Source organism: Serinicoccus hydrothermalis (assembly GCF_001685415.1).
GTDB lineage: Bacteria > Actinomycetota > Actinomycetes > Actinomycetales > Dermatophilaceae > Ornithinicoccus > Ornithinicoccus hydrothermalis.
Genome location: NZ_CP014989.1, coordinates 1,357,493 through 1,377,066, shown reverse-complemented (window position 1 = coordinate 1,377,066; position 19,574 = coordinate 1,357,493). Strand labels below are relative to the sequence as shown.

The 19,574-nt window shown below is 72.3% G+C and carries 16 protein-coding genes and 1 pseudogene; 12 read left to right on the top strand and 5 right to left on the bottom strand.

Annotated elements, in window-relative coordinates:
- Positions 1–27 precede the first annotated feature (27 nt).
- Positions 28–1,677: a DUF6056 family protein gene (locus tag SGUI_RS06310; protein ID WP_157621756.1), complete on the top strand. Its 1,650-nt coding sequence runs from the start codon at positions 28–30 to the stop codon at positions 1,675–1,677.
- Here the strand turns inward: SGUI_RS06310 and SGUI_RS06305 are convergent.
- The 3 genes from SGUI_RS06305 to nucS are packed head-to-tail and all read right to left on the bottom strand — an operon-like array spanning position 1,637 to position 3,699.
- Positions 1,637–2,023: a GtrA family protein gene (locus SGUI_RS06305; RefSeq protein ID WP_066637686.1), complete on the bottom strand. Its 387-nt coding sequence runs from the start codon at positions 2,021–2,023 to the stop codon at positions 1,637–1,639. The two genes, SGUI_RS06310 and SGUI_RS06305, sit on opposite strands and share 41 nt — an antisense overlap.
- Entirely contained in the window at positions 2,020–2,988 is a 969-nt protein-coding gene (locus SGUI_RS06300) for a glycosyltransferase family 2 protein (RefSeq protein WP_066642926.1), read from the bottom strand. The genes SGUI_RS06305 and SGUI_RS06300 overlap by 4 nt, the downstream gene beginning before the upstream one ends.
- Before the next feature lie 15 nt (positions 2,989–3,003).
- Positions 3,004–3,699, bottom strand: coding sequence for an endonuclease NucS (gene nucS, locus SGUI_RS06295; RefSeq protein WP_066637681.1), 696 nt, complete (start codon positions 3,697–3,699; stop codon positions 3,004–3,006).
- Positions 3,700–3,741: 42 nt separating this feature from the next.
- Here nucS and SGUI_RS06290 point away from each other — a divergent pair, with 42 nt between their 5' ends.
- The 4 genes and pseudogenes from SGUI_RS06290 (at position 3,742) to SGUI_RS06280 (ending at position 9,016) form a co-directional block, all read left to right on the top strand.
- Complete coding sequence (locus SGUI_RS06290) at positions 3,742–5,397, top strand: 3-hydroxyacyl-CoA dehydrogenase family protein (RefSeq protein WP_066637679.1); 1,656 nt, start codon at positions 3,742–3,744, stop codon at positions 5,395–5,397.
- Between the two features lie 2 nt (positions 5,398–5,399).
- A complete protein-coding gene (locus SGUI_RS06285) occupies positions 5,400–5,720 on the top strand; it encodes a hypothetical protein (RefSeq protein ID WP_157621755.1) in 321 nt (106 codons plus the stop codon).
- 1 nt (position 5,721) lies between these two features.
- Positions 5,722–6,079, top strand: a pseudogene (locus SGUI_RS18385) (IS1380 family transposase); the annotation flags it as partial.
- 2,037 nt (positions 6,080–8,116) lie between these two features.
- Positions 8,117–9,016, top strand: a complete 900-nt coding sequence (locus SGUI_RS06280) for a GNAT family N-acetyltransferase (protein WP_066637670.1) — start codon at positions 8,117–8,119, stop codon at positions 9,014–9,016.
- Here SGUI_RS06280 and SGUI_RS06275 read toward each other — a convergent pair.
- Complete coding sequence (locus tag SGUI_RS06275) at positions 9,013–10,389, bottom strand: AI-2E family transporter (RefSeq protein ID WP_083190536.1); 1,377 nt, start codon at positions 10,387–10,389, stop codon at positions 9,013–9,015. The genes SGUI_RS06280 and SGUI_RS06275 overlap by 4 nt on opposite strands.
- A gap of 124 nt (positions 10,390–10,513) precedes the next feature.
- Between SGUI_RS06275 and SGUI_RS06270 the strand changes: the two genes are divergently transcribed.
- The 7 genes from SGUI_RS06270 to SGUI_RS06240 all read left to right on the top strand — a co-directional run bounded on the left by SGUI_RS06270 (position 10,514) and on the right by SGUI_RS06240 (position 17,879).
- Positions 10,514–12,031: an amidohydrolase gene (locus SGUI_RS06270; RefSeq protein ID WP_066637668.1), complete on the top strand. Its 1,518-nt coding sequence runs from the start codon at positions 10,514–10,516 to the stop codon at positions 12,029–12,031.
- 76 nt (positions 12,032–12,107) lie between these two features.
- On the top strand, positions 12,108–13,313 hold the full coding sequence (locus tag SGUI_RS06265) for an acetyl-CoA C-acetyltransferase (protein ID WP_066637666.1): 1,206 nt from the start codon (positions 12,108–12,110) through the stop codon (positions 13,311–13,313).
- Positions 13,314–13,330: 17 nt separating this feature from the next.
- Positions 13,331–13,939, top strand: a complete 609-nt coding sequence (locus tag SGUI_RS06260; RefSeq protein WP_083190535.1) for a GNAT family N-acetyltransferase — start codon at positions 13,331–13,333, stop codon at positions 13,937–13,939.
- Positions 13,936–14,910: a prolyl aminopeptidase gene (gene pip, locus SGUI_RS06255; protein WP_083190534.1), complete on the top strand. Its 975-nt coding sequence runs from the start codon at positions 13,936–13,938 to the stop codon at positions 14,908–14,910. The genes SGUI_RS06260 and pip overlap by 4 nt, the downstream gene beginning before the upstream one ends.
- A 12-nt stretch (positions 14,911–14,922) precedes the next feature.
- The gene (locus SGUI_RS06250; RefSeq protein ID WP_066637657.1) at positions 14,923–15,693 is read left to right on the top strand and encodes a DUF1353 domain-containing protein; all 771 of its coding nucleotides are present in this window, start codon (positions 14,923–14,925) and stop codon (positions 15,691–15,693) included.
- A gap of 37 nt (positions 15,694–15,730) precedes the next feature.
- Positions 15,731–16,831, top strand: coding sequence for a hypothetical protein (locus tag SGUI_RS06245; protein WP_066637654.1), 1,101 nt, complete (start codon positions 15,731–15,733; stop codon positions 16,829–16,831).
- 52 nt (positions 16,832–16,883) lie between these two features.
- Positions 16,884–17,879 (top strand): co-chaperone YbbN, encoded by a 996-nt coding sequence (locus SGUI_RS06240; RefSeq protein ID WP_066637651.1) that lies wholly within the window; start codon positions 16,884–16,886, stop codon positions 17,877–17,879.
- Positions 17,880–17,898: 19 nt separating this feature from the next.
- On the opposite strand, the gene pgm is transcribed toward SGUI_RS06240, so the two are convergent.
- On the bottom strand, positions 17,899–19,572 hold the full coding sequence (gene pgm, locus SGUI_RS06235; protein ID WP_066637648.1) for a phosphoglucomutase (alpha-D-glucose-1,6-bisphosphate-dependent): 1,674 nt from the start codon (positions 19,570–19,572) through the stop codon (positions 17,899–17,901).
- Positions 19,573–19,574: the final 2 nt, after the last annotated feature.

Genomic DNA, 19,574 nt, shown 5'->3' with positions numbered 1-19,574 from the left:
CCGGACGGCTCTGGCATCGTGTCCGACGTGACCACTGCTCCCGGGCGACCCGCGGCGTCGGCGCGCCGTCCGGCGCTCGCCGCGGCCGTGGTCGCCGTGGCCGTGCTCGTGGCGGCCGGCGGCTGGGCCCTGGTGCTGCGCCACGGCTTCCCGCACGGCGACGACTTCCTGCACGCCATGGCCGGGCAGCAGCCCGGGGACGCGCGGACGTGGTCCGGCTGGTGGGCCTCGTGGCACTTCGACTACTCCTGGCGCAACGGCCGCGCCACCGACGCCGTGGCCCGGCTCGTCCTGCTCGGCGGTCGCCCGGGTGCGGCGGTGGTCGGCGTCCTGGTCATGGTGCTCCTCGGACTGGCCACCTGGCCCTGGCTGCGGCTCGCGGGCGGCACCCGGCGCTCGCCCGTCCTGTGGGCGGTCCTGGGCCTGGGCCTGCCCTTCCTCGCCGTGCAGGCGCACTCCTGGCTCACCGGCGAGGGGCTGCTCTGGGTGTCCGGGCTGGCCAACTACCCGCTGGCGACGCTCGCCTTCCTCGTCGCGGCGGCCGCGGTGAGCGGCGCGCTCGGCGAGCGCGGGGCGTGGCTGGTCCTGCCGGTGGTCCTGTATGCCCACCTCGGCCACGAGGTGTCGTCGGTGGCGACGCTCGTGGTCACCGTGCTGGCGCTGGCGCTGCGCCGCCCCGGCCGGGGGCAGACCGGCACCTGGGCGGCGGTGGTCACCTCGGCGGTGGGCTTCGTCGTCCTGGCGAGCGCGCCCGGTCTGTGGCGGCGGACCGGCGAGGAGGACCTCGTGCTGCCGCTGCTGCAGGCGCTGTCGCGCAGCACCCTGATGTTCGCCTCGCTCACCCTGGGCTGGTGGCTCGTGCTCGGCGCGCTGGCGGTGGTCGGCGCCGTGCTCGCCGGACGCCGCCCCGCCTGGGTGCCGCTCGTGGCCGGCATGCTGAGCTGGGTGGCCCTTCTCCTGGTCCGCCGCGGGTGGCCGCGGCTCGCCGACCTCTGCGCCGAGGCCGACACCGCGGTCCCGGCCACCGCGGTCGCCGTGCTCGTCCTCGCCGCGGCCGTCGTGCTCGTGGTGAGCGTCCTCGTCCTGGTCGTGCACGCCTGGGGTGCGCGGACGGCATACCCCGTGCTGGCGCTCACGGCGGCGGCCGTCGTCGCGGCAGGCGTGCCGATCGTGGCCTCGGTCTGCGGGCAGCGCGCCTTCTTCCTGCCCACGACGGCGCTCGTGCTGGCGGTGGCCTGCGCGGCCCGCCTGGTCCTGGACGCAGCGGGGGACCGCGGCGGCCGGGCCGCCGGCACCGCCCGCGCGCTGCTCGTGCTCGCCCTCGTCGGCACGGTGGTGTCGGCCACGACCTACGTCGCGGTCACCTCGACCCGGGCCGCGGGCAACGCCGCGGCCTACGACGGCTTGGTCGCCCAGGTCGAGCGGGCGCGCTCCACCGGCGCCGGCGAGGTCGTCGTCCCCGACCTGCCGGAGGAGGGGTATGCCTACCGCCGCGCCTTCTACCTCCCGCGCTACGCCTGCGACATCCGGCACTTCTACGAGCTGCCCGACGGGGTGCTGCTGACCGACCCCGAGCGGCGCGAGGACCGTGCGACCACCCGCACGACCGGCTGCGAGACGACCTGGCAGCGCACCCTCACCCGGGCGGGGGAGCGGGCTGCTCCCGACCCGCCGTGAGCACGTAGCGGGTGAGCACGAAGGTCAGCGGGACGGCCGCGATGCCCATGACGAGCGTGGCGTAGCGCTCGTCCATGCCGGCCGCCTCGACGAGCAGCACCGAGCCCACCGTGGTGAAGGTGAGGTTGACCAGGGTGGTGAGCGGGAAGGCGAGGAAGCGGCGCCAGGTGGGGCGCACCCCGAAGGTGAACAGGCTGTTGGCGAAGAAGGAGAAGACCACCGCCCCGGACCAGGCGAGCAGGTGGGCGGGGACATAGGGCATACCGAGCAGGAGCAGGCGGTAGAACAGGTAGTAGACCGCCGTGTTGGCCACCCCGACCAGCACGAAGCGCAGCAGCGCCCTCATCCGGCGTCGCTGCCGCCGGGACCGGGCTGGTGCCGGATCACCTCGTGCACGAGGTAGCTCGGGCGGGCCTTGACCTCCTGGTAGATCCGGCCGACGTACTCGCCCATGACGCCCACCGCGAGCAGCTGCACCCCGGACAGCAGGGTGATGACCGCGATCGTCGTGATGTAGCCCGGCTGGGTGACGCCGTGCATGAGGTAGCCGACGAGCAGCCAGACGAGGTAGGCCAGGGCCGCGAGGACGGCCCAGCCGCCCAGGTGCAGGAGCAGGCGCAGCGGCCGGGTGTTGAAGGCCAGCGCCCCGTCGATGCCGTAGTCGAGCAGCGAGCGCAGCGTCCACCCCGAGCGTCCGCTGCCGCGCGAGACGTTGCGGTAGCCGACGGTGGCGGTGGGGAAGCCGACCCAGGAGAAGAGTCCCTTGGAGAAGCGGTTGCGCTCGGGCAGGGCGAGCACCGCGTCGAGGACGGGCCGGTCCATGACCCGGAAGTCGCCCACGCCGTCCTGGATCCGGACGGTCTCGATGAGGCCGTTGACGAGGCGGTAGTAGAGGCGGGAGAGCAGCGAGCGGACGAAGGGGTCCTCGGCCCGGTCGCGGCGGGCGACGACCTGCTCGGCGTCGGTGGTGCGCAGCAGGGTGTACATCGAGGCGAGCAGCTCGGGCGGGTGCTGCAGGTCCGCGTCGATGAGGGCGACCGCCTCGCCGGTGGCGGCGCGCAGCCCCGCGAGCATCGCCGCCTCCTTGCCGAAGTTGCGGGACAGGCGCACCACCACGGTGGACGGGTCGGCGTCCGCGAGGCCCCGGGCGAGCTCCAGCGTGGCGTCGGTCGAGCCGTCGTCGACGAGCAGCAGCTCCAGGTCCTCGGGGCCCAGCCCGAGCGTGTCCGCCACCCCGTGCAACCGCTCGTGCAGCTCGACGAGGGTGCCCTCCTCGTTGAGGCACGGCACCACGACGGACAGGGCTGGCATGCCGCTCACGCTAGCTCAGAAGAGACGGGCCTCGGCGTCGTCCAGCCCGCGCAGCGCCTCGTAGTCGAGGGTGACGCAGCGGATGCCGCGGTCACCGGCGAGGACCCGCGCCTGCGGCTTGATGAGCTGCGCGGCGAAGACCCCCTCGACCGGCGCGAGGTGCGGGTCCCGGTTGAGCAGCTCGAGGTAGCGGGTGAGCTGCTCGACGCCGTCGATGTCCCCGCGCCGCTTGATCTCGACGGCCACCGTGGCGCCGCCCGCGTCCCGGCAGAGGATGTCGACCGGGCCGATGGCCGTGGGGTACTCCCGCCGGAGCAACGTGTAGCCGTCGCCGAGGGTGCCGATGTGCTCGGCCAGCAGCGCCTGCAGCTGGGCCTCCACGCCGTCCTTGACCAGGCCCGGGTCGATGCCGAGGTCGTGGCTGGTGTCGGAGAGCACCTCGTGGATCTTGACCCGCAGCGTGTCGTCCCGCTTGGCGTGCGAGACCTGCCAGACCTGCTGGACCCCCTGCTCGGCCTCCACCTCGTCCGGCTCCGTCGTGGCCATGGCGCAGGGCGGGGCCATCCAGTTCAGCGGCTTGTAGGAGCCGCCGTCGGAGTGGACGAGCACCGACCCGTCGGCCTTGACCATGAGCAGCCGGGTGGCCAGCGGCAGATGGGCCTCGAGGGCCCCGTGGTAGTCCACCGAGCACCGGGCGATGACGACGCGCACGGGCCCCACCCTAGTGTCCGGGGCGCGTGACATGATCGCGGTATGCGTCAGGTCACCACGGTCGGGGTCATCGGGCTGGGCACCATGGGTGCGGGCATCGTCGAGGTCTTCGCGAGAGGGGGGCTGGACGTCATCGGGGTGGAGACCACCGAGGAGCTCGCCGAGCGCGGGCGGGGGATCCTGCAGGCCTCGACCGACCGTGCGGTCGCCAAGGGCCGGCTCGACGAGGCCGGGCAGCAGGACATCCTGGGCCGCGTCACCATCACCACGCGCATGGAGGACCTCGCCCCTGCCGACCTCGTCGTCGAGGCGGTGCCCGAGGTGATGGACCTCAAGCACCAGGTCTTCTCCACCCTCGACGGCATCGTCGGGCAGGACGCCGTGCTGGCGTCCAACACCTCCAGCCTGTCCATCACGACGATCGCGGCGCGGACGGCACACCCCGAGCGGGTCGTCGGGATGCACTTCTTCAACCCCGCGCCCGTGCTCAAGCTGGTCGAGGTCATCACGACCGTGCGCACCGACGAGGCCGTGCGCGACGCGGTGGTCGAGCTGGCCGAGCGGATCGGCAAGAAGCCGGTGGTCGTGGGGGACCGCGCCGGCTTCGTGGCCAACTACCTGCTCTTCGGCTACTTCGTCTCGGCGCTGCGGATGCTCGAGCAGGGGCACGTCTCGCGCGAGGACCTCGACACCGCCATGCGGGTCGGCGCCGGGCTGCCGATGGGACCGTGCACGCTCATGGACCTCGTCGGGCTCGACGTGTGCGACCACATCGGGGACGTCATCTACGCCCACAGCCGCAGCCCCATGCACGCGCCAAGCGCGATGCTCGGGCGCATGGTCACCGCCGGCCTGCTCGGGCGCAAGAGCGGTGAGGGCTTCTACACCTACGACAGGCCCGGGAGCGGGAAGGTCGTCGGGGAGGACGCGGTCCCGGGGGCGACCGGGCTCTCCTCGGTCGGGGTGGTCGGCTCCGGGGAGATCGCCGACGAGCTGGTCTCGCGGCTGCGCGACGGGGGGTATGCCGTCACCCACGTCGCCGACGCCCAGGACCGGGAGGAGCTCGCCGCCCTGGCCGACGCCGGCGTCGTCGTCGAGGCGGCCGCCGTCCCCGGCGGCGAGCTCGACGGCGAGGACGAGCCGGCGCCCGTGGAGGCCGGCGAGGAGCTGTGGGAGCTGCTGGGGGAGATCTGCGGGCCGGACACCGTCCTCACGACCCTCAACGAGGACCTCGCGGTCGCCGTGGGCGCGCTCTCCGGTCGGCCCGAGAAGGCCGCGGTCCTGCGCATGCACGCGCCGACCGGCAACGGCCAGGTCGTCGAGATCGGGCGCTCCGGCGCCACCGACGACGACACCGTCGCCACGCTGCGGGCGGTGGTGACGAGCATCGGCGCCGAGCCGGTCGTCTGCCGGGACCGGCCGGGCCTCGTGGTGGACGCCCTGCTCATGCCCCACCTCATGGACGCCGTCCGGATGCTCGACGAGGGCTATGCCTCCGTCGACGACATCGACACCGCGCTGCAGCACGGCCTGGGCTACCCCGCCGGGCCCTTCGCGATGATCGACCAGATCGGGGCCGAGGAGGTCCTGTCCGTCTGCGAGGAACTCACCGAGGCCGGTGGCCTGCCGCGCGAGTCGGTGCAGCCCTCGCCGCTGCTCATCGAGCACGTGCTGCTCGACCGCCCGTTCACGGGCTGAGGGTGCCGCGCTCCAACCGGCCGCGGCGCGGGGGACGACCCCGGCGCCGGGCCGGGACGGGCGGGGGCCCGGGGCTGCCGCCACGGGGAGGGCCGCAGGAGGTGCGCTTCGCCGGCCAGGTCTGGGCGGTGCGCCAGGTCCGCCCCAACGACAGCGGCAAGAGCTACCGCTGCCCCGGGTGCCAGCAGCAGGTCGGTGCCGGGGTCGCCCACACGGTCGCCTGGCCGGTCGACGGGATGCAGCAGGCCGAGAACCGGCGCCACTGGCACACCGTCTGCTGGTCCGCCCGCGAGCGCCGCCGCCCCGGCGGCTCCTTCGCCTGATCGCTCGGGTGCGGTTGCCCAAGTTGGTGGAGTGTTGCTGACTCGGGCCGTCAAGGCCACCTGCCTGACCTCCGGCCCGCGGGCTGACGTGACTGCCTTGCGAAGCCGACCGCGTTGCCTGACCCGAGCAAGATCCTCACCGATCTCGCGTTGCCTCTCGCGCTGGGTGGGGATTGCCTGGCTGACCTGGCCCGTTGCGGGCCGAACCCGGCGTGTCAGGGAAGGTCGCCTTCGAGGCCACGGTTTCCCGCACCCTGACAAGCCTGGCCGGTGAGGACGACGCGGCCGTGCGGGCGGTCAACTGGGCACGAGCGGGCGTGCGGGAACGGGCCTGCCGGCCGCCGCGTGGTCCTGCACCTGAAGAAAGACGCCGCCTACGCCCAGTTCGTCCTGACCGGCTGAACCCGCCTGGCCGGCGCGGCCACGCCTTGATCCCCGCCATCGTCCTGACCCAACCAGCAGCAACAGGCCCCTCGGCACGTGGAACCCGATGCCCCTGGACGCACTCCCGGATTCTTGTCGTACCCCGGTTCCAGAATCAGCCCCCGACCGTCATCGCGACGCCGCCACCACCCGTCGACCGCACCCGATGAAAGATCGAGGCTAGCCGGACAGTCCCCTCTTGACCGATTCTGTATCACTTGATACTGTACAACAGGGTACTTCCTCGGGGAGGCAGGTTCAAGGCATGAGAATAGAAAGCAGCAATGGGAGGACGCCGGGGGTGACCACGGGTCCGACTCTTGCTGTAGCTGTCTCATTTGCGGTGCTAGGCTACTTTTTCAGTAGCGCCCCGCGCTCGTGGCTCGGGGCAATTTTTATCCTTGTCTGGGCGTTGTGTGGCTACGTGATCATGTGGAAGCACTCAAAGATTGCGGCCGAGGTCCTAGCTCTGTTGGTGTTGGGGGTCATCCTAGCCGTCATTTTCCTGGCGGGAGAGCATTGGGGGCAGGGTGCCCTTTGGATGTCCGTGCCTATGGTTATTGCATGGGTGGGGAAGATGGTTGTGAGACGTCAAGTGAGAGTTAACGAGCGTCGCCGCGTGCGATTGACGCGCCATGCGACGAGTGGGGTGTGAGTGTTCATGTCAGAGTATTACCTGGCTTTTGACTCAGGGTGTAGTACGTGTAGTGATGTCGCACAGAGAGTTCAACAAGCATCTGGAAACCGCGTCCGCGCGGTAAGTCTGCGCGACCCTCAGCTGTTGGAAATAGCGAAGTCTGCACAGGGTGACATGTTGAACAGGCCGACACTAGTGCGATGGCGTTCTAGCGATGAAGTCGAGACATGGTCGGGAATGAGCATGTTGCCGCAGTTGATTCGGGTCCTTGGGCCGAGGCGAACGGCAGCAGTAGCAGTTGCCCTGGGTCCCGGCGAATCAGGGGTGCCGACTGGCGACGGCCCAAGCGTGCGGCGAAGCACCTTCTTGCGCGGGCTTCTAGGTGTGGGTGCAGGATTGTCCTACCTGACTGCCAGCCCGGCCGTGGGGGCAGAGCGAAGGGGGCCAGATCAGGAGAAGGACTGGCTGCAGCAACTGGAACTTGTTGCCTCGGAGGAAATGCCGACGCGCAGTCGCGAAAAATCCCTGCTCGATGTGTCGTCCGTCAAGGGCGTGAGGCAAGCTGCGGAGGCTGGGCACCGGGCAGCCGGACTTGTGATGTCCCTCGCGGTCGGCTCAGATGGAGCGCGAAAGCAGTTGGAACTGTTTGGAGCCATACATCAGACGAATCAAGGTGGTACGCTCACCGCAGTTTCGGCGCAGGCTGATAACTCAATGTTGGTTTCGTATTCGTTAGAGCAAAACGGCGATTCTCGCAATAGAGTTCTATTGTTCCGCTGGTCTCAAGCAGAAGATCTCTTGCGCTTAGACCTCAGTGTCGACTCGGGTGTTGTAGATCGCGCCGTGGACGATTTGGGTTCGCTAGCGGGGTCGCCACTGCCGATAACCACTGCCGGCAGATCGTGTACCAGTACGTCCCAATGTCCCCCTTGCTACCCATGCAGGTGTGTGGATTTCAGTTACACGTGTGCTTTCAATTGCTGTGCAGCGTGTGCTTTCGCTTGCTTCAATCCTTGGGGTTGTCTTGGGTGCGTAGCCGTGTATTGTCCAGTATGCCTGTCTCTGAACAGATGTTGTCGGAGAAAAGAATGTTCGTACCGGCCGGGATTGTATTGTTGACGGCGACTCTTCTCTATTGATGCCCATGCGGTCGCCTGGCCGGTCGCCGGGATGCAGGAGGCCGAGAACCGGCGCCACTCGCATACCGTCTGCTGGTCCGCCCTCGAGCGCCGCCGCCCGGCGGACCCTTCGCCTGAGCCGCGCCCCCGAGAAGGGTCCGGGCGAGCCTAGAAGAATGCGCTGGCCCGCGCGCGCCGGTCGTCGCTAGCCTCACCGGATGACCATCACCCCTGCCGACGCAGCGCAGCGCGACGCCGCGATAGACATCGTCGTCGCCGCCCAGCGCTCGCCGGCGACCGCCTGCGCCTACCTCGGTACCGAGGCCGAGGGCATCCGGGCCGAGCTCGACGACCTCGACACCCCCTGGCAGGAGACCCTGCGCGTCGCCGTGGACCCCTCCGGCCGGGTGGTCGGGGCGGTGCTGCACGACGTCGACCCCGAGGACACGATGCGCAGCTGGATCCACGGGCCGTGGACCCTGGATGACCGGACCTGGTCCGAGCACGCCGTACCGCTGGTGCGTGCGGCCCTGGAGCAGCTGCCGCCCGGGGTGGAGCGGCACGAGCTGAGCGCGGCCCCCGCGCACACCGGCATGGCGCGGCTGGCCGCCGACCTCGGCTGGCACGCCACCGGCGTGAGCATCGCCTACCGGGCCACCACCGCGACGGCGCAGCGCTGGCCGGCCGCCGCGCCGGACGCCCGCGTCGCCACGCCCGCCGACCTGGACGCCCTCACCTCCCTGCACGACGAGGCCTTCCCCGGCACCTACGCCAGCGCCCGCCAGCTGCTGGCGGACGAGGCGCGGGCCACCCTGGTCCTGGAGCGCGACGGCGAGGTCGCCGGCTACGCCTCCGGGGAGATCCAGGCCGACGGCGCCGGATATCTCGACTTCCTCGCGATCGCGCCCGGTCACCGGGGCACCGGGCTCGCGCCGGGGATGCTCTCCGCCATCTCGCGCGAGCTGCTGCGCCGGTCCGGTCAAGGCACGGTCGACCTCGTGGTCGACGAGGTCAACGCGCCCGCCGTCGCGCTCTACGAGGGTTTCGGCTACGTGCGGGACGCCGAGCTGCTCGGCTACCGCTCGTGGCCGCAGCCGCAGCCGCAGCGAGCGGGCTAGAGCCGCTCCTGCCGCGGCACGAGTACCTCTTCGTAGATGAGGAGCAGCCCGGCGGCGACGGGGATGGCGATGAGCGCGCCGAGGACGCCGAGCAGGGTCCCGCCCGCGAGCACCGCGACGACGGTGACGGCGCCGGGCACGGAGACGGTGCGCTTCATGATGCGCGGCACGATCCAGTAGTTCTCGAGCTGCTGGTAGATGACGTAGTAGACGAGCACGACCAGCGCGAGCGTGGGGGAGACGGTGAGCGCCGAGAGCGCGACGATGACCGCGCCCAGCGTCGCCCCGATGAGCGGGATGAGGCCGAGCAGGCCGACCGAGACCGCGAGGATCGCGGCGTAGGGGATGCCCAGGACCTGCATCATCAGCCACGAGCAGACGGCGTTGATGGTCGCGACCGTGGCCTGGCCGAGGGCATACCCCCCGACGCGGCGCATGATCTCCTCGGCGAGCCGGACCACGCCGGAGCGGCGGCTGGACGGCACGAGGCGGTATGCCCCGTCCTTGACCGCGGGCAGCGTCGCCAGGAGGTAGAGGGTGAGGATGGCCGAGGTGAGGACTCCGACGAGGCTGCCGGCGACCCAGCCCGCGGCGCCGAGGACCCCGCCGAAGAGCGTGGTCCACGTCCCGCGCTCGGTGAGCAGCCGGTCCAGCTCGGTGGTCGCCCGCTCGCTCACGGCATACCGCTGGTCCAGCTCCACCAGCCACGGCGACGCCGCGACCTCCTCCACGACCTGCGGCGCGCGCTCCACCAGGGTGACCGCCTGGGCGACCACCCCCGGGAGCAGGGTCACCGCGCTCACCGCGACGACCGTGACGAAGCCCATGAAGACGACGAAGACGCTGCTCGGCCGGCTCACGCCGCGCCGGGTCAGCCACTCCACGAGCGGGTTGAGGGCGAGGGTGAGGAAGACCGCGATGAGCAGGTAGGTCAGGACCGAGGAGAGGCGGGTGAGGTTCTGGACGAGCAGCCAGGCCAGCAGCACACCGAGCGCGCCGGTGAACCCGATGGAGAAGGGCGAGGCCCAGAGCAGCGGCTGGCGGGTCCGGCCCGAGGGCTCGTCCCGGCGACGGCTCCGCTGGTCGCCGGCGGGCGGGGTCTGCTCCGTGCCCTGCGCACCGGTGGAGGGCGCCGGGCCCGCGCCGTGGATCTGCGCCCACAGCTCGGACTGCAGCCGGTTGCTCTCGTCGAGCAGCTCGCGCTGGCGCACCCGGAAGGTCTGCCAGCGCTGGACCGCCCGGACGCCGGCCCGGGGCGCCGCCGCCGGGTTGATGGCCCGCGCGGCGCGGCGCAGCCGGGCGGCACGGCCCTCAGGGCTGTCGTCGAGGACCGGCTCGGGCGGGGTGCGCCGTGGTGTCTGCTGCGTCGTCACCGTGCGGTCCCCGCGGCAGGGGTCGGCCTGCGGGCGTGACGGACGGGACTCATGTGACCACCGTAGGGCGGTGGTCCGCCAGCCCCCCGCAGCCGGCGCGGTATGTCGCACTAGCATCCCCCGCATGAACGATCTGCTGCTGCGCGACGTGCGGGTCGTCGCGATCGACGACGACCCGAAGGCGCCGGTCGAGCCGGTGGACGTCCTCGTGCGGGACGGGGTCATCGCCACGGTGGCCCCGGGCCTGGGGGACGTGCCCGGGGTGCCGCTCCTGGACGGTGGCGGGCGCCACGTCGTGCCGGGGCTGTGGGACCAGCACGTGCACATGGTCCAGTGGGGCCTCGGGCAGACCCGGCTGGACACCTCGGGCACGGCGAGCCCGTCAGAGGTGCTGGCCCGCGTGGTGGACCGCCTCACCTGGGGCTTCGACAGCCCGACGGGGGTGCTCGTGGGGTGGGGGCACCGCACCGGCCGCTGGCTCGAGCAGCCGACCGTCGCGGCGCTGGACGCCGTCACCGGGGAGGTCCCGGTGGCTCTCATCAGTGGCGACGGCCACCACGGCTGGCTCAACAGCGCCGCGCTGCGCCTGCTCGACGGCCCCCAGGTGGAGGGTGTCGTCGCCGAGGCGGAGTGGTTCCCGCTCTACGACCGGCTGCAGCGGCTGCACGGCGCCCGGGAGGAGTCGGAGTACGCCGTCTCCCGGGCGATCCAGGCCGCGCACACCCTCGGCGTGGTCGGGATCGTCGATCTGGAGTTCGGGCGGCCGTGGGAGCAGTGGCGCGAGCGGACCGCCGAGGGTATGCCCCCGCTCCGCGCGCGCACCGGCGTCTACCCCGAGGGCCTCGAGGACGCCATCGCCGCCGGGCTGCGCACCGGCGCGCCCATCCGGGCCACCGACGGCCTGGTGACGATGGGCCCGCTGAAGATCATCACCGACGGCTCGCTCAACACGCGCACGGCGTGGTGCTGCGCCCCGTATGCCGACGGTCACCTGCTCAAGGACCCCGCCGGGGCGGCGAACTACCCGGTGGAGGAGCTCACCGAGCTGCTGGCGAGGGCGAAGGGTGCGGGGCTACGGGCCGCGCTGCACGCCATCGGGGACGCCGCGGTGGGCGCCGTGCTCGACGCCTTCGCGGCCACGGGCGCCGTCGGGTCGGTGGAGCACGCCCAGCTCGTGGACCCGCTGGACGTGCGGCGCTGGGCCGAGCTGCCCCAGCGGGTGGTGGCCAGCGTGCAGCCGGCGCACCTGCTGGACGACCGCTCGGTCACCGAGCAGTGCTGGCCCGACCGCACCGACCGGACCTTCACCCTGCGCAGCTTCCTCGACGCGGGCATCGAGCTGACGCTGGGCTCGGACGCGCCGGTGTCGCCGCTGGACCCCTGGCTGGCGATGGCCGCGGCGGTGCACCGCGGCCCGGAGGACGGCGAGAGCTGGCACCCCGAGCAGGAGATCACGCCGCGGGAGGCGCTGGCCGCCTCGGTGGACGGGCAGCGCGTGCGCGAGGGCGACCGCGGCGACCTGGTCCTGCTCGAGCAGGACCCGCTGGCGCAGGCCGCCACGAGCGCCGAGCGGGCCCGCCGGTTCCGCTACACCCTGGTGAGCGCGACGGTGCTCGACGGCCAGGTGGTCCACGGAGGCTGACCCGGGGGCAAGCGCGCGGCCCGGTTACAGTGACGAGACAGGCATACCTGTCACCGTCGCCGGAGGAGTCGAGCCCATGTCCGAAGCCACCACGTCCGTCCTCGTCGCGGGAGCCCGCACCCCGATGGGGCGGCTGCTCGGGTCGCTCTCCGGCCTGTCCGGGGCCGAGCTCGGGGGTCACGCCATCGCCGGTGCGCTGGAGCGCGCCGGGGTCTCGGGGGACCAGGTCGACTACGTCATCATGGGCCAGGTGCTGACCGCGGGGGCCGGGCAGATCCCGGCGCGCCAGGCGGCCGTCGCCGGCGGGATCCCCATGGACGTCCCCGCGCTGACCATCAACAAGGTCTGCCTGTCCGGCATCGACGCGATCGCGCTCGCCGACCAGCTCGTCCGGGCCGGCGAGGTCGAGGTCGTCGTCGCCGGGGGCCAGGAGTCGATGAGCCAGGCGCCGCACCTGCTGGAGAAGTCGCGCTCGGGCTTCAAGTACGGCGACGTGACGATGCGCGACCACCTGGCCTACGACGGGCTCTGGGACGTCTTCACCGACCAGGCGATGGGCGGGCTGACCGAGGCCGCCAACAGCGCCGACGACGAGGGTCGCTTCACCCGCGAGGAGCAGGACGCCTTCTCCGCACGGAGCCACCAGCGGGCGGCCGCCGCGTGGGACGAGGGCCTCTTCGCCGACGAGGTGGTCCCGGTCGAGATCCCGCAGCGCAAGGGCGACCCGGTCACCGTGAGCACCGACGAGGGCATCCGGGCCGACACCACCACCGAGTCCCTGGGCAAGCTGCGGCCGGCCTTCACGAAGGACGGCACGATCACCGCCGGCTCGGCCTCGCAGATCTCCGACGGCGCGTGCGCCGTCGTCGTGATGAGCAAGGCCAAGGCCCAGGAGCTGGGTCTGGAGTGGATCGCCGAGATCGGCGCCCACGGCATGGTGGCCGGGCCGGACTCCACGCTGCAGAGCCAGCCGGCGCGCGCCATCGCCGCCGCCTGCGCCAAGCTGGGCATCGAGCCGACCGACCTGGACCTCGTGGAGATCAACGAGGCCTTCGCCGCCGTCGGCCTGGCCTCCGTGGCCGAGCTCGGCCTCGACGAGGACAAGGTCAACGTCAACGGCGGGGCCATCGCGCTCGGCCACCCGATCGGGATGTCCGGGGCCCGCATCCTGCTGCACCTCGCGCTGGAGCTCCAGCGCCGTGGCGGCGGCACCGGCGCGGCCGCGCTCTGCGGCGGCGGCGGCCAGGGCGACGCCCTCATCGTCACCGTCCCGCAGCGCTGAGCGGCGACGGTCGGAGGATGAGCGAGCCCGCACAGCCCCCGGGGTACACCTCGGGACGCGACGGGTCGCAGGAGCCGGTCCGTGCGACCTGGGAGCTCCGGGAGCCGCGGGCCGGGGACGCCGAGGGAATCGCGGCGCTGCACGCCCGGGTCTGGGCGGCGACCTACCGCGGGATCATGTCCGACGAGGTCGTCGACGCCCTCGACCCCGAGCAGTTCCGACCGATGTGGGACCAGGTGGTCGCGGCCTACGACGCCGGCGCGGTGCCGGACGACGGCCGCGGCATCCTGCTCGCGACCAGCGACGGGCAGCCCGCGGGCTTCTGCCTCCACGGCCCGGCCCGGGACGAGGACCCACCCACCCCGCACCAGCTCTTCACCCTCAACGTCGCGCCGGAGCTCCACGGCACCGGCCTCGCCCAGGAGCTGCTGGCCCGCGCCCTCGGCGACCGCGCGGCATACCTCTGGGTGGCGCGGGGCAACGACCGCGCGGTCCGCTTCTACGAGCAGCAGGGTTTCGCGCCGGACGGCACGGAGGGCCTGGACGGCCACGAGGGCGTCGTCGAGCTGCGCATGGTCCGCCCCGCGCCGGGGAGGTCGGACCGGAGCGCTACCGTCGGAGGGTGAGCGAGCGACGCACCTTCTACCCCGAGATCGAGCCCTACCGCACCCAGATGCTGGACGTCGGCGACGGCCACGAGGTCTACGTCGAGGAGTCCGGCAACCCTGAGGGCAAGCCGGTCGTCTTCGTGCACGGCGGCCCCGGCAGCGGCACCAGCCCGAAGCAGCGTCGGGTCTTCGACCCCGAGCGCTACCACATCGTGCTCTTCGACCAGCGGATGGCGGGCAGGTCCACCCCGCACGCCTCGACGACGGTCGACGACGCGCTCTGGGCCACCAACACCACCACCCACCTCGTCGCCGACATGGAGCGGATCCGCGAGCACCTGGGGATCGAGCGCTGGCAGGTCTTCGGCGGGTCCTGGGGCTCCTGCCTCTCGCTGGCGTACGCCCAGGCGCACCCTGAGCGGGTCACCGAGCTCGTCCTGCGCGGCATCTTCACGCTGCGCCCCGCCGAGCTCTCCTGGATGTACGAGCGCGGCCACCTCGAGCACGTCTACCCCGACCACTGGGCGGAGTTCGTCGCCCCGGTCGCCCCGGAGCGGCGGCACGAGATGCAGCTGGCCTACCACGAGCTGCTCTTCGACCCCGACCCCGCGGTGCACGTGCCCGCGGGCCAGGCGTGGAGCGGCTGGGAGTCCCGGGTCATCTCGGTGCTGCCGGACGAGGAGGGCTACCGCAAGGCCACCGAGCCCGCCCAGGCCGTGGCCTTCGCCCGGATCGAGAACCACTACTTCGTGCACGGCGGCTTCCTGCGCGAGGGCGCGCTGCTGGACCAGGCCCACCGGATCGCCCACCTGCCGACGGTCATCGTCCAGGGCCGCCTCGACATGTGCACCCCGGCCCGCACCGCCTTCGACCTCGCCGCCCGGCTCTCGGACGCCGACTTCCAGGTGGTATCTGACGCGGGGCATGCGTTCTCCGAACCGGGCAACCTCGACGCGCTCATCCGCGCGACGGACAGGTTCGCGGGCTAGAGGAGGAGCACCATGGGCGAGTTCTTCGACGTCGAGACTGGTGGTCCGCTCCGGCTGGAGCTGCGCAGCGTCGACGGTCGGGACTTCACCCTGCTGCGCGCGGTCGGCTACACCACGCCGGAGTATGCCGACGCCCTCGTCGTCCCCGCCGGTTTCGTCACCGACTTCGCCTCGGTCCCGGACCTGTTCACCTGGCTGGTGCCCAAGAGCGGTGACTTCCTGCCCGCGGCGGTCCTGCACGACGCGCTGGTCCGGCCGGGGAGCCATGAGGGCCCGCCGGTCCGGCGGCACGAGGCGGACCGGATCTTTCGCACGGCGATGATCGCCCTGGGGACCGGCCGGGTCCGGGCCTGGCTCATGTGGGCCGCGGTGACGATCAGCACGCTGTGGGCCAGCGGCGACCTGGTCAAGCGCATCCAGCTGGTCGGCCTGCTCGGCCTCGTGACCCTGCTCGGCACGGCGGCGACCCTCGACTTCTTCGACGTGTGGGACGTCGTGCCGTGGATGGGGGACCGGCCCTGGCCGGCCGAGCTGGCGCTGGGCGCGCTCTTCGCCGTCCTCGTCCCGAGCGTGCTCGCGGTCTCCTGGGGGAGGTACTGGCGGGCCGGTGTCATCATCGGTGTGGCCCTGGCGCTGCTCCTGCACGTGACGGCCGCCCTGCTCGCCATCTATGGTCTCTACCTCGTCCTGGAGCGGATCGTGAGCGGTCCGGCCGACGAGGACGGGGTGCGGACGCGGGACCGGCGCGACGCCGATGCGGAGACCTCCCTGGGAGATCGCTGATTTCGCCGCGCGCGAGGGCGATGTTTACCATATCGTTATGAAGTTCTCCAGGATCACCGCCGCCGCCACGCTGAGCTCGGCCCTCGTTCTTGCCGCGTGCTCCGGCGACGAGACGGCCGGCGACCCGACCGAGGGTGCCGACCAGGGCGGCACCACCGCCACCGCCGACGACACTGCCACGGCCACCGAGGCCGCCGCCGCCGACGACGCCAGCGAGACCACGGTCGAGATGACGACCGAGGCCGACGCGGGCGCGATCTCGCTGGAGGACGCCGAGGAGGTCGCCACCGAGGTGCTGACCGAGCGGGTCCGCGCCGACCAGGGCGACGGCGAGGACATCCAGGAGGCCCAGGAGGCCTCGCTCGCCGGCACCGCGCTGCGCGCGCACAAGGCGGCCGACCGCCTCGAGGGCGTGGACGGGGAGCCCGCGGAGGTCGACCTCGAGGAGAACCCGGTCGAGCCCATCGTGCTCGCGGTGAGCCGCGACGACGGCGAGACCCCCGCCTACCTGCTCGTGCAGAGCGTCCCCGAGGAGGGGGCGCCGCGCCTGCACCTGCTCACGAGCGACAGCGGCGAGACCGAGGACTTCCGCATCACCTGGGAGGCCGCGATGCTGCCGGGCACCGAGGTCCCGACCTTCGACGGCCGCTCCGCGGGCAGCCCCGTGCTGCGCGAGGGCAAGGGTGAGCTGACGATGCAGCCGCGCGAGCTGCTCAAGTCGGTGGGTGCCTACACCGAGTGGCCGCAGCCCGACGAGGTCCCCGACTACCGCACCCACGGGTATGCCCCCGCCGTCCGCGACGCCGCGGAGGAGCAGGCGGCGCAGCTCGACGGTCAGGCCGAGCTGCGGGAGAAGAACTGGCTCGTCTCCGACGACGTCACCACCCTGCTGTTCGAGGACGGCACCGGCTTCGTCATGGGCTCGCTGCTGCGCGACACCCAGTTCGTGGTCGACGCGGGCACGCAGCTGACGACCCCGGACGCCTTCCGCGCCTTCCAGGACACCGAGGTGCTGACCTCGCAGGCCACCCTGCGCACGTCGGTCTTCGTCGCGATGCGGGCCCCCTCGGAGGACGTCGAGTTCAAGCCGGAGATGATCGCCGCCTCCGAGCAGCTGGTGGACGCCTCCGGCGAGTAGTCACCCACCGGCCGCGTCGGGGAGCACCCCGCGCACGGCCTACCCTGGACGCATGACCGATCAGCCCTTCTCCACCGCCGCGCTGCGCGGAGCCGTCGACCTCTCCCAGCTCTCCCCGCGAGCGGGCGCGCCCTCGGGCGGCGCCGCGCCGCAGGCAGGGTCCGGCGGGGGAGTGCCGGGCCGCAGCGGCGCCCTGGTCCAGGTGAGCGACGAGACCTTCGAGTCCGTCGTCAACGTTAGCCTCACGACGCCCGTGGTCATGGTCCTGTGGAGCCCGCAGCTGCCCGAGTCGCTCACCCACCTGCGCGACCTCGCCGAGCGCGCCCGCACCTCGGGCGGCCGCTTCCAGGTCGCCGGCGTGGACATCTCCGGCAGCCCCGGCATCCTGCAGGCGCTGACCCCGGTGCTGCAGCAGGTCTTCGGCCAGGTGTCCTCCCTGCCCGTCGTCATGGGTCTGCTGAGCGGCCAGCCGATGCCCTTCTACCTCGGCGTGCAGCCGATGGAGCAGGTCGACCAGCTGCTCGAGAAGTTCCTCGAGGCGGCGGTCACCAACGCGGTCACCGGCCGGGTGGAGGTCGGCGACGACGACGGGGTGCCGGAGGAGAACGGGGAGCAGGAGGAGCCGGCCGAGGAGCTGCCGCCGCTGCACCAGGAGGCCTACGACGCCATCGACCGCGGCGACTGGGCGGGCGCGATCTCCGCCTACGAGAAGGCGCTCGAGCAGGACCCGGCCGACGAGCTGGCCCGGCTCGGGCTCGGCCAGGTCCGGCTGCTGGAGCGCACCGCCTCGATGGACCTGGCCGCCGTGCGGCAGGCCGCCGCGGACCGGCCGGAGGACGTGCAGGCGCAGATCGACGCCGCCGACGTCGACCTGGTGGGCGGGCACGTCGAGGACGGCTTCGGCCGCCTCGTCGAGACGGTCCGCCGCACCAGCGGCGAGGACCGCGACCGGGCCCGCAACCACCTGCTCGGCCTCTTCGACGTCATCGGCAGCCAGGACGAGCGCGTCGGCAAGGCCCGCCGGGCGCTCATGAGCGCGCTCTACTGAGCCGGCGGACCCTGAGCGCCTAGCCGCCCAGCGCGGCGTCCACGACCTGCTGCGCCTCCGCCTGCACCTGCGCGAGGTGCTCGGGCCCCCGGAAGCTCTCGGCGTAGATCTTGTAGACGTCCTCGGTCCCGGAGGGCCGGGCGGCGAACCAGGCGTTCTCCGTGGTCACCTTGACCCCGCCGATCGCCGCGCCGTTGCCGGGCGCCTCGGTGAGGATGGCGGTGATGGGCTCGCCGGCGATCTCGGTGGCGCTGATGTCGTCCGCGGACAGCTTCTTGAGCCGGTCCTTCTGCTCCCGGCCCGCGGGTGCGTCGATCCGGGCGTAGGCCGGGGTCTGGCCGCCACCGACCTCGGCGACGAGGTCGGCATACCGCTGCGAGGGGGAGCGGCCGGTGCGGGCGATGATCTCGGAGGCGAGCAGCGCCAGGATGATGCCGTCCTTGTCCGTGGACCAGACCGAGCCGTCACGGCACAGGAAGGAGGCGCCCGCGGACTCCTCGCCGCCGAAGGCGATGGAGCCGTCCATGAGCCCGGGGACGAACCACTTGAAGCCGACGGGCACCTCGGTGAGCTCGCGGTCCAGGGCCCGGGCGACGCGGTCGATCATCGAGGAGCTGACCAGGGTCTTGCCGATGGCGGTGCCGCGCGGCCAGTCCGGCCGGGCCCCGCCGTAGAGGTAGTCGATGGCGACCGCGAGGTAGTGGTTGGGGTTGAGCAGGCCGCCGTCGGGGGTGACGACCCCGTGCCGGTCGGCGTCCGCGTCGTTGCCGGTGGCCACGTCGTAGGAGCCGCCACCCTCGCCCGACATGATGTCGATGAGCGAGGCCATGGCGTCCGGGGAGGAGCAGTCCATCCGGATCTTGCCGTCCCAGTCCAGCGTCATGAACGACCAGGTCGGGTCCACGTCGGGGTTGACCACGGTGAGGTCGAGCCCGTGCTCGTCGGCGATCGCCTGCCAGTAGGCCACCGAGGCGCCGCCGAGCGGGTCGGCGCCGATGCGGACGCCGGCCTCGCGGATCGCCTCGACGTCGACGACCCGGGGCAGGGCCCGGACGTACTCGCCCATGAAGTCGTAGGTCTGCACCGACTGCAGGGCCTCCTCGAGCGGCACCCGGCTGACCTCGGCGAGGCCGCCGCGGAGCAGCTCGTTGGCCCGGTCGGCGATCCAACCGGTCGCGTCGGTGTCGGCCGGTCCGCCGTGCGGCGGGTTGTACTTGAAACCCCCGTCGCGGGGCGGGTTGTGCGAGGGCGTGATGACGATCCCGTCGGCCTCCGGCCGGGGGGCCTCGCCCTCGAGGTTGTGCGCGATGATCGCCCGCGACACCGCCGGGGTCGGGGTGAACTCCTCCTCCGAGCCCTCGGTCCACACGTCCACGCCGTTGGCGACGAGCACCTCGAGCGCGCTGCGCCAGGCCGGGATCGACAGCGCGTGCGTGTCCTTGCCCAGGAAGAGCGGGCCCTCGGTGCCCTGCCCGGCCCGGTAGTCGCAGATCGCCTGGGTGGTGGCCAGGATGTGCTGCTCGTTGAAGGTGGCGTCCAGCGAGCTGCCGCGGTGCCCCGACGTGCCGAAGGCGACCTGCTGGTCGATGTCGTCGGGGTCGGGGACGGTCTCGGTGTAGGCCCGCAGCAGGGCCTCCACGTCGACCAGGTCCTCCTGCGTCGCCCTCGTGCCGGCGCGGTCTTGTCGTGCCATCA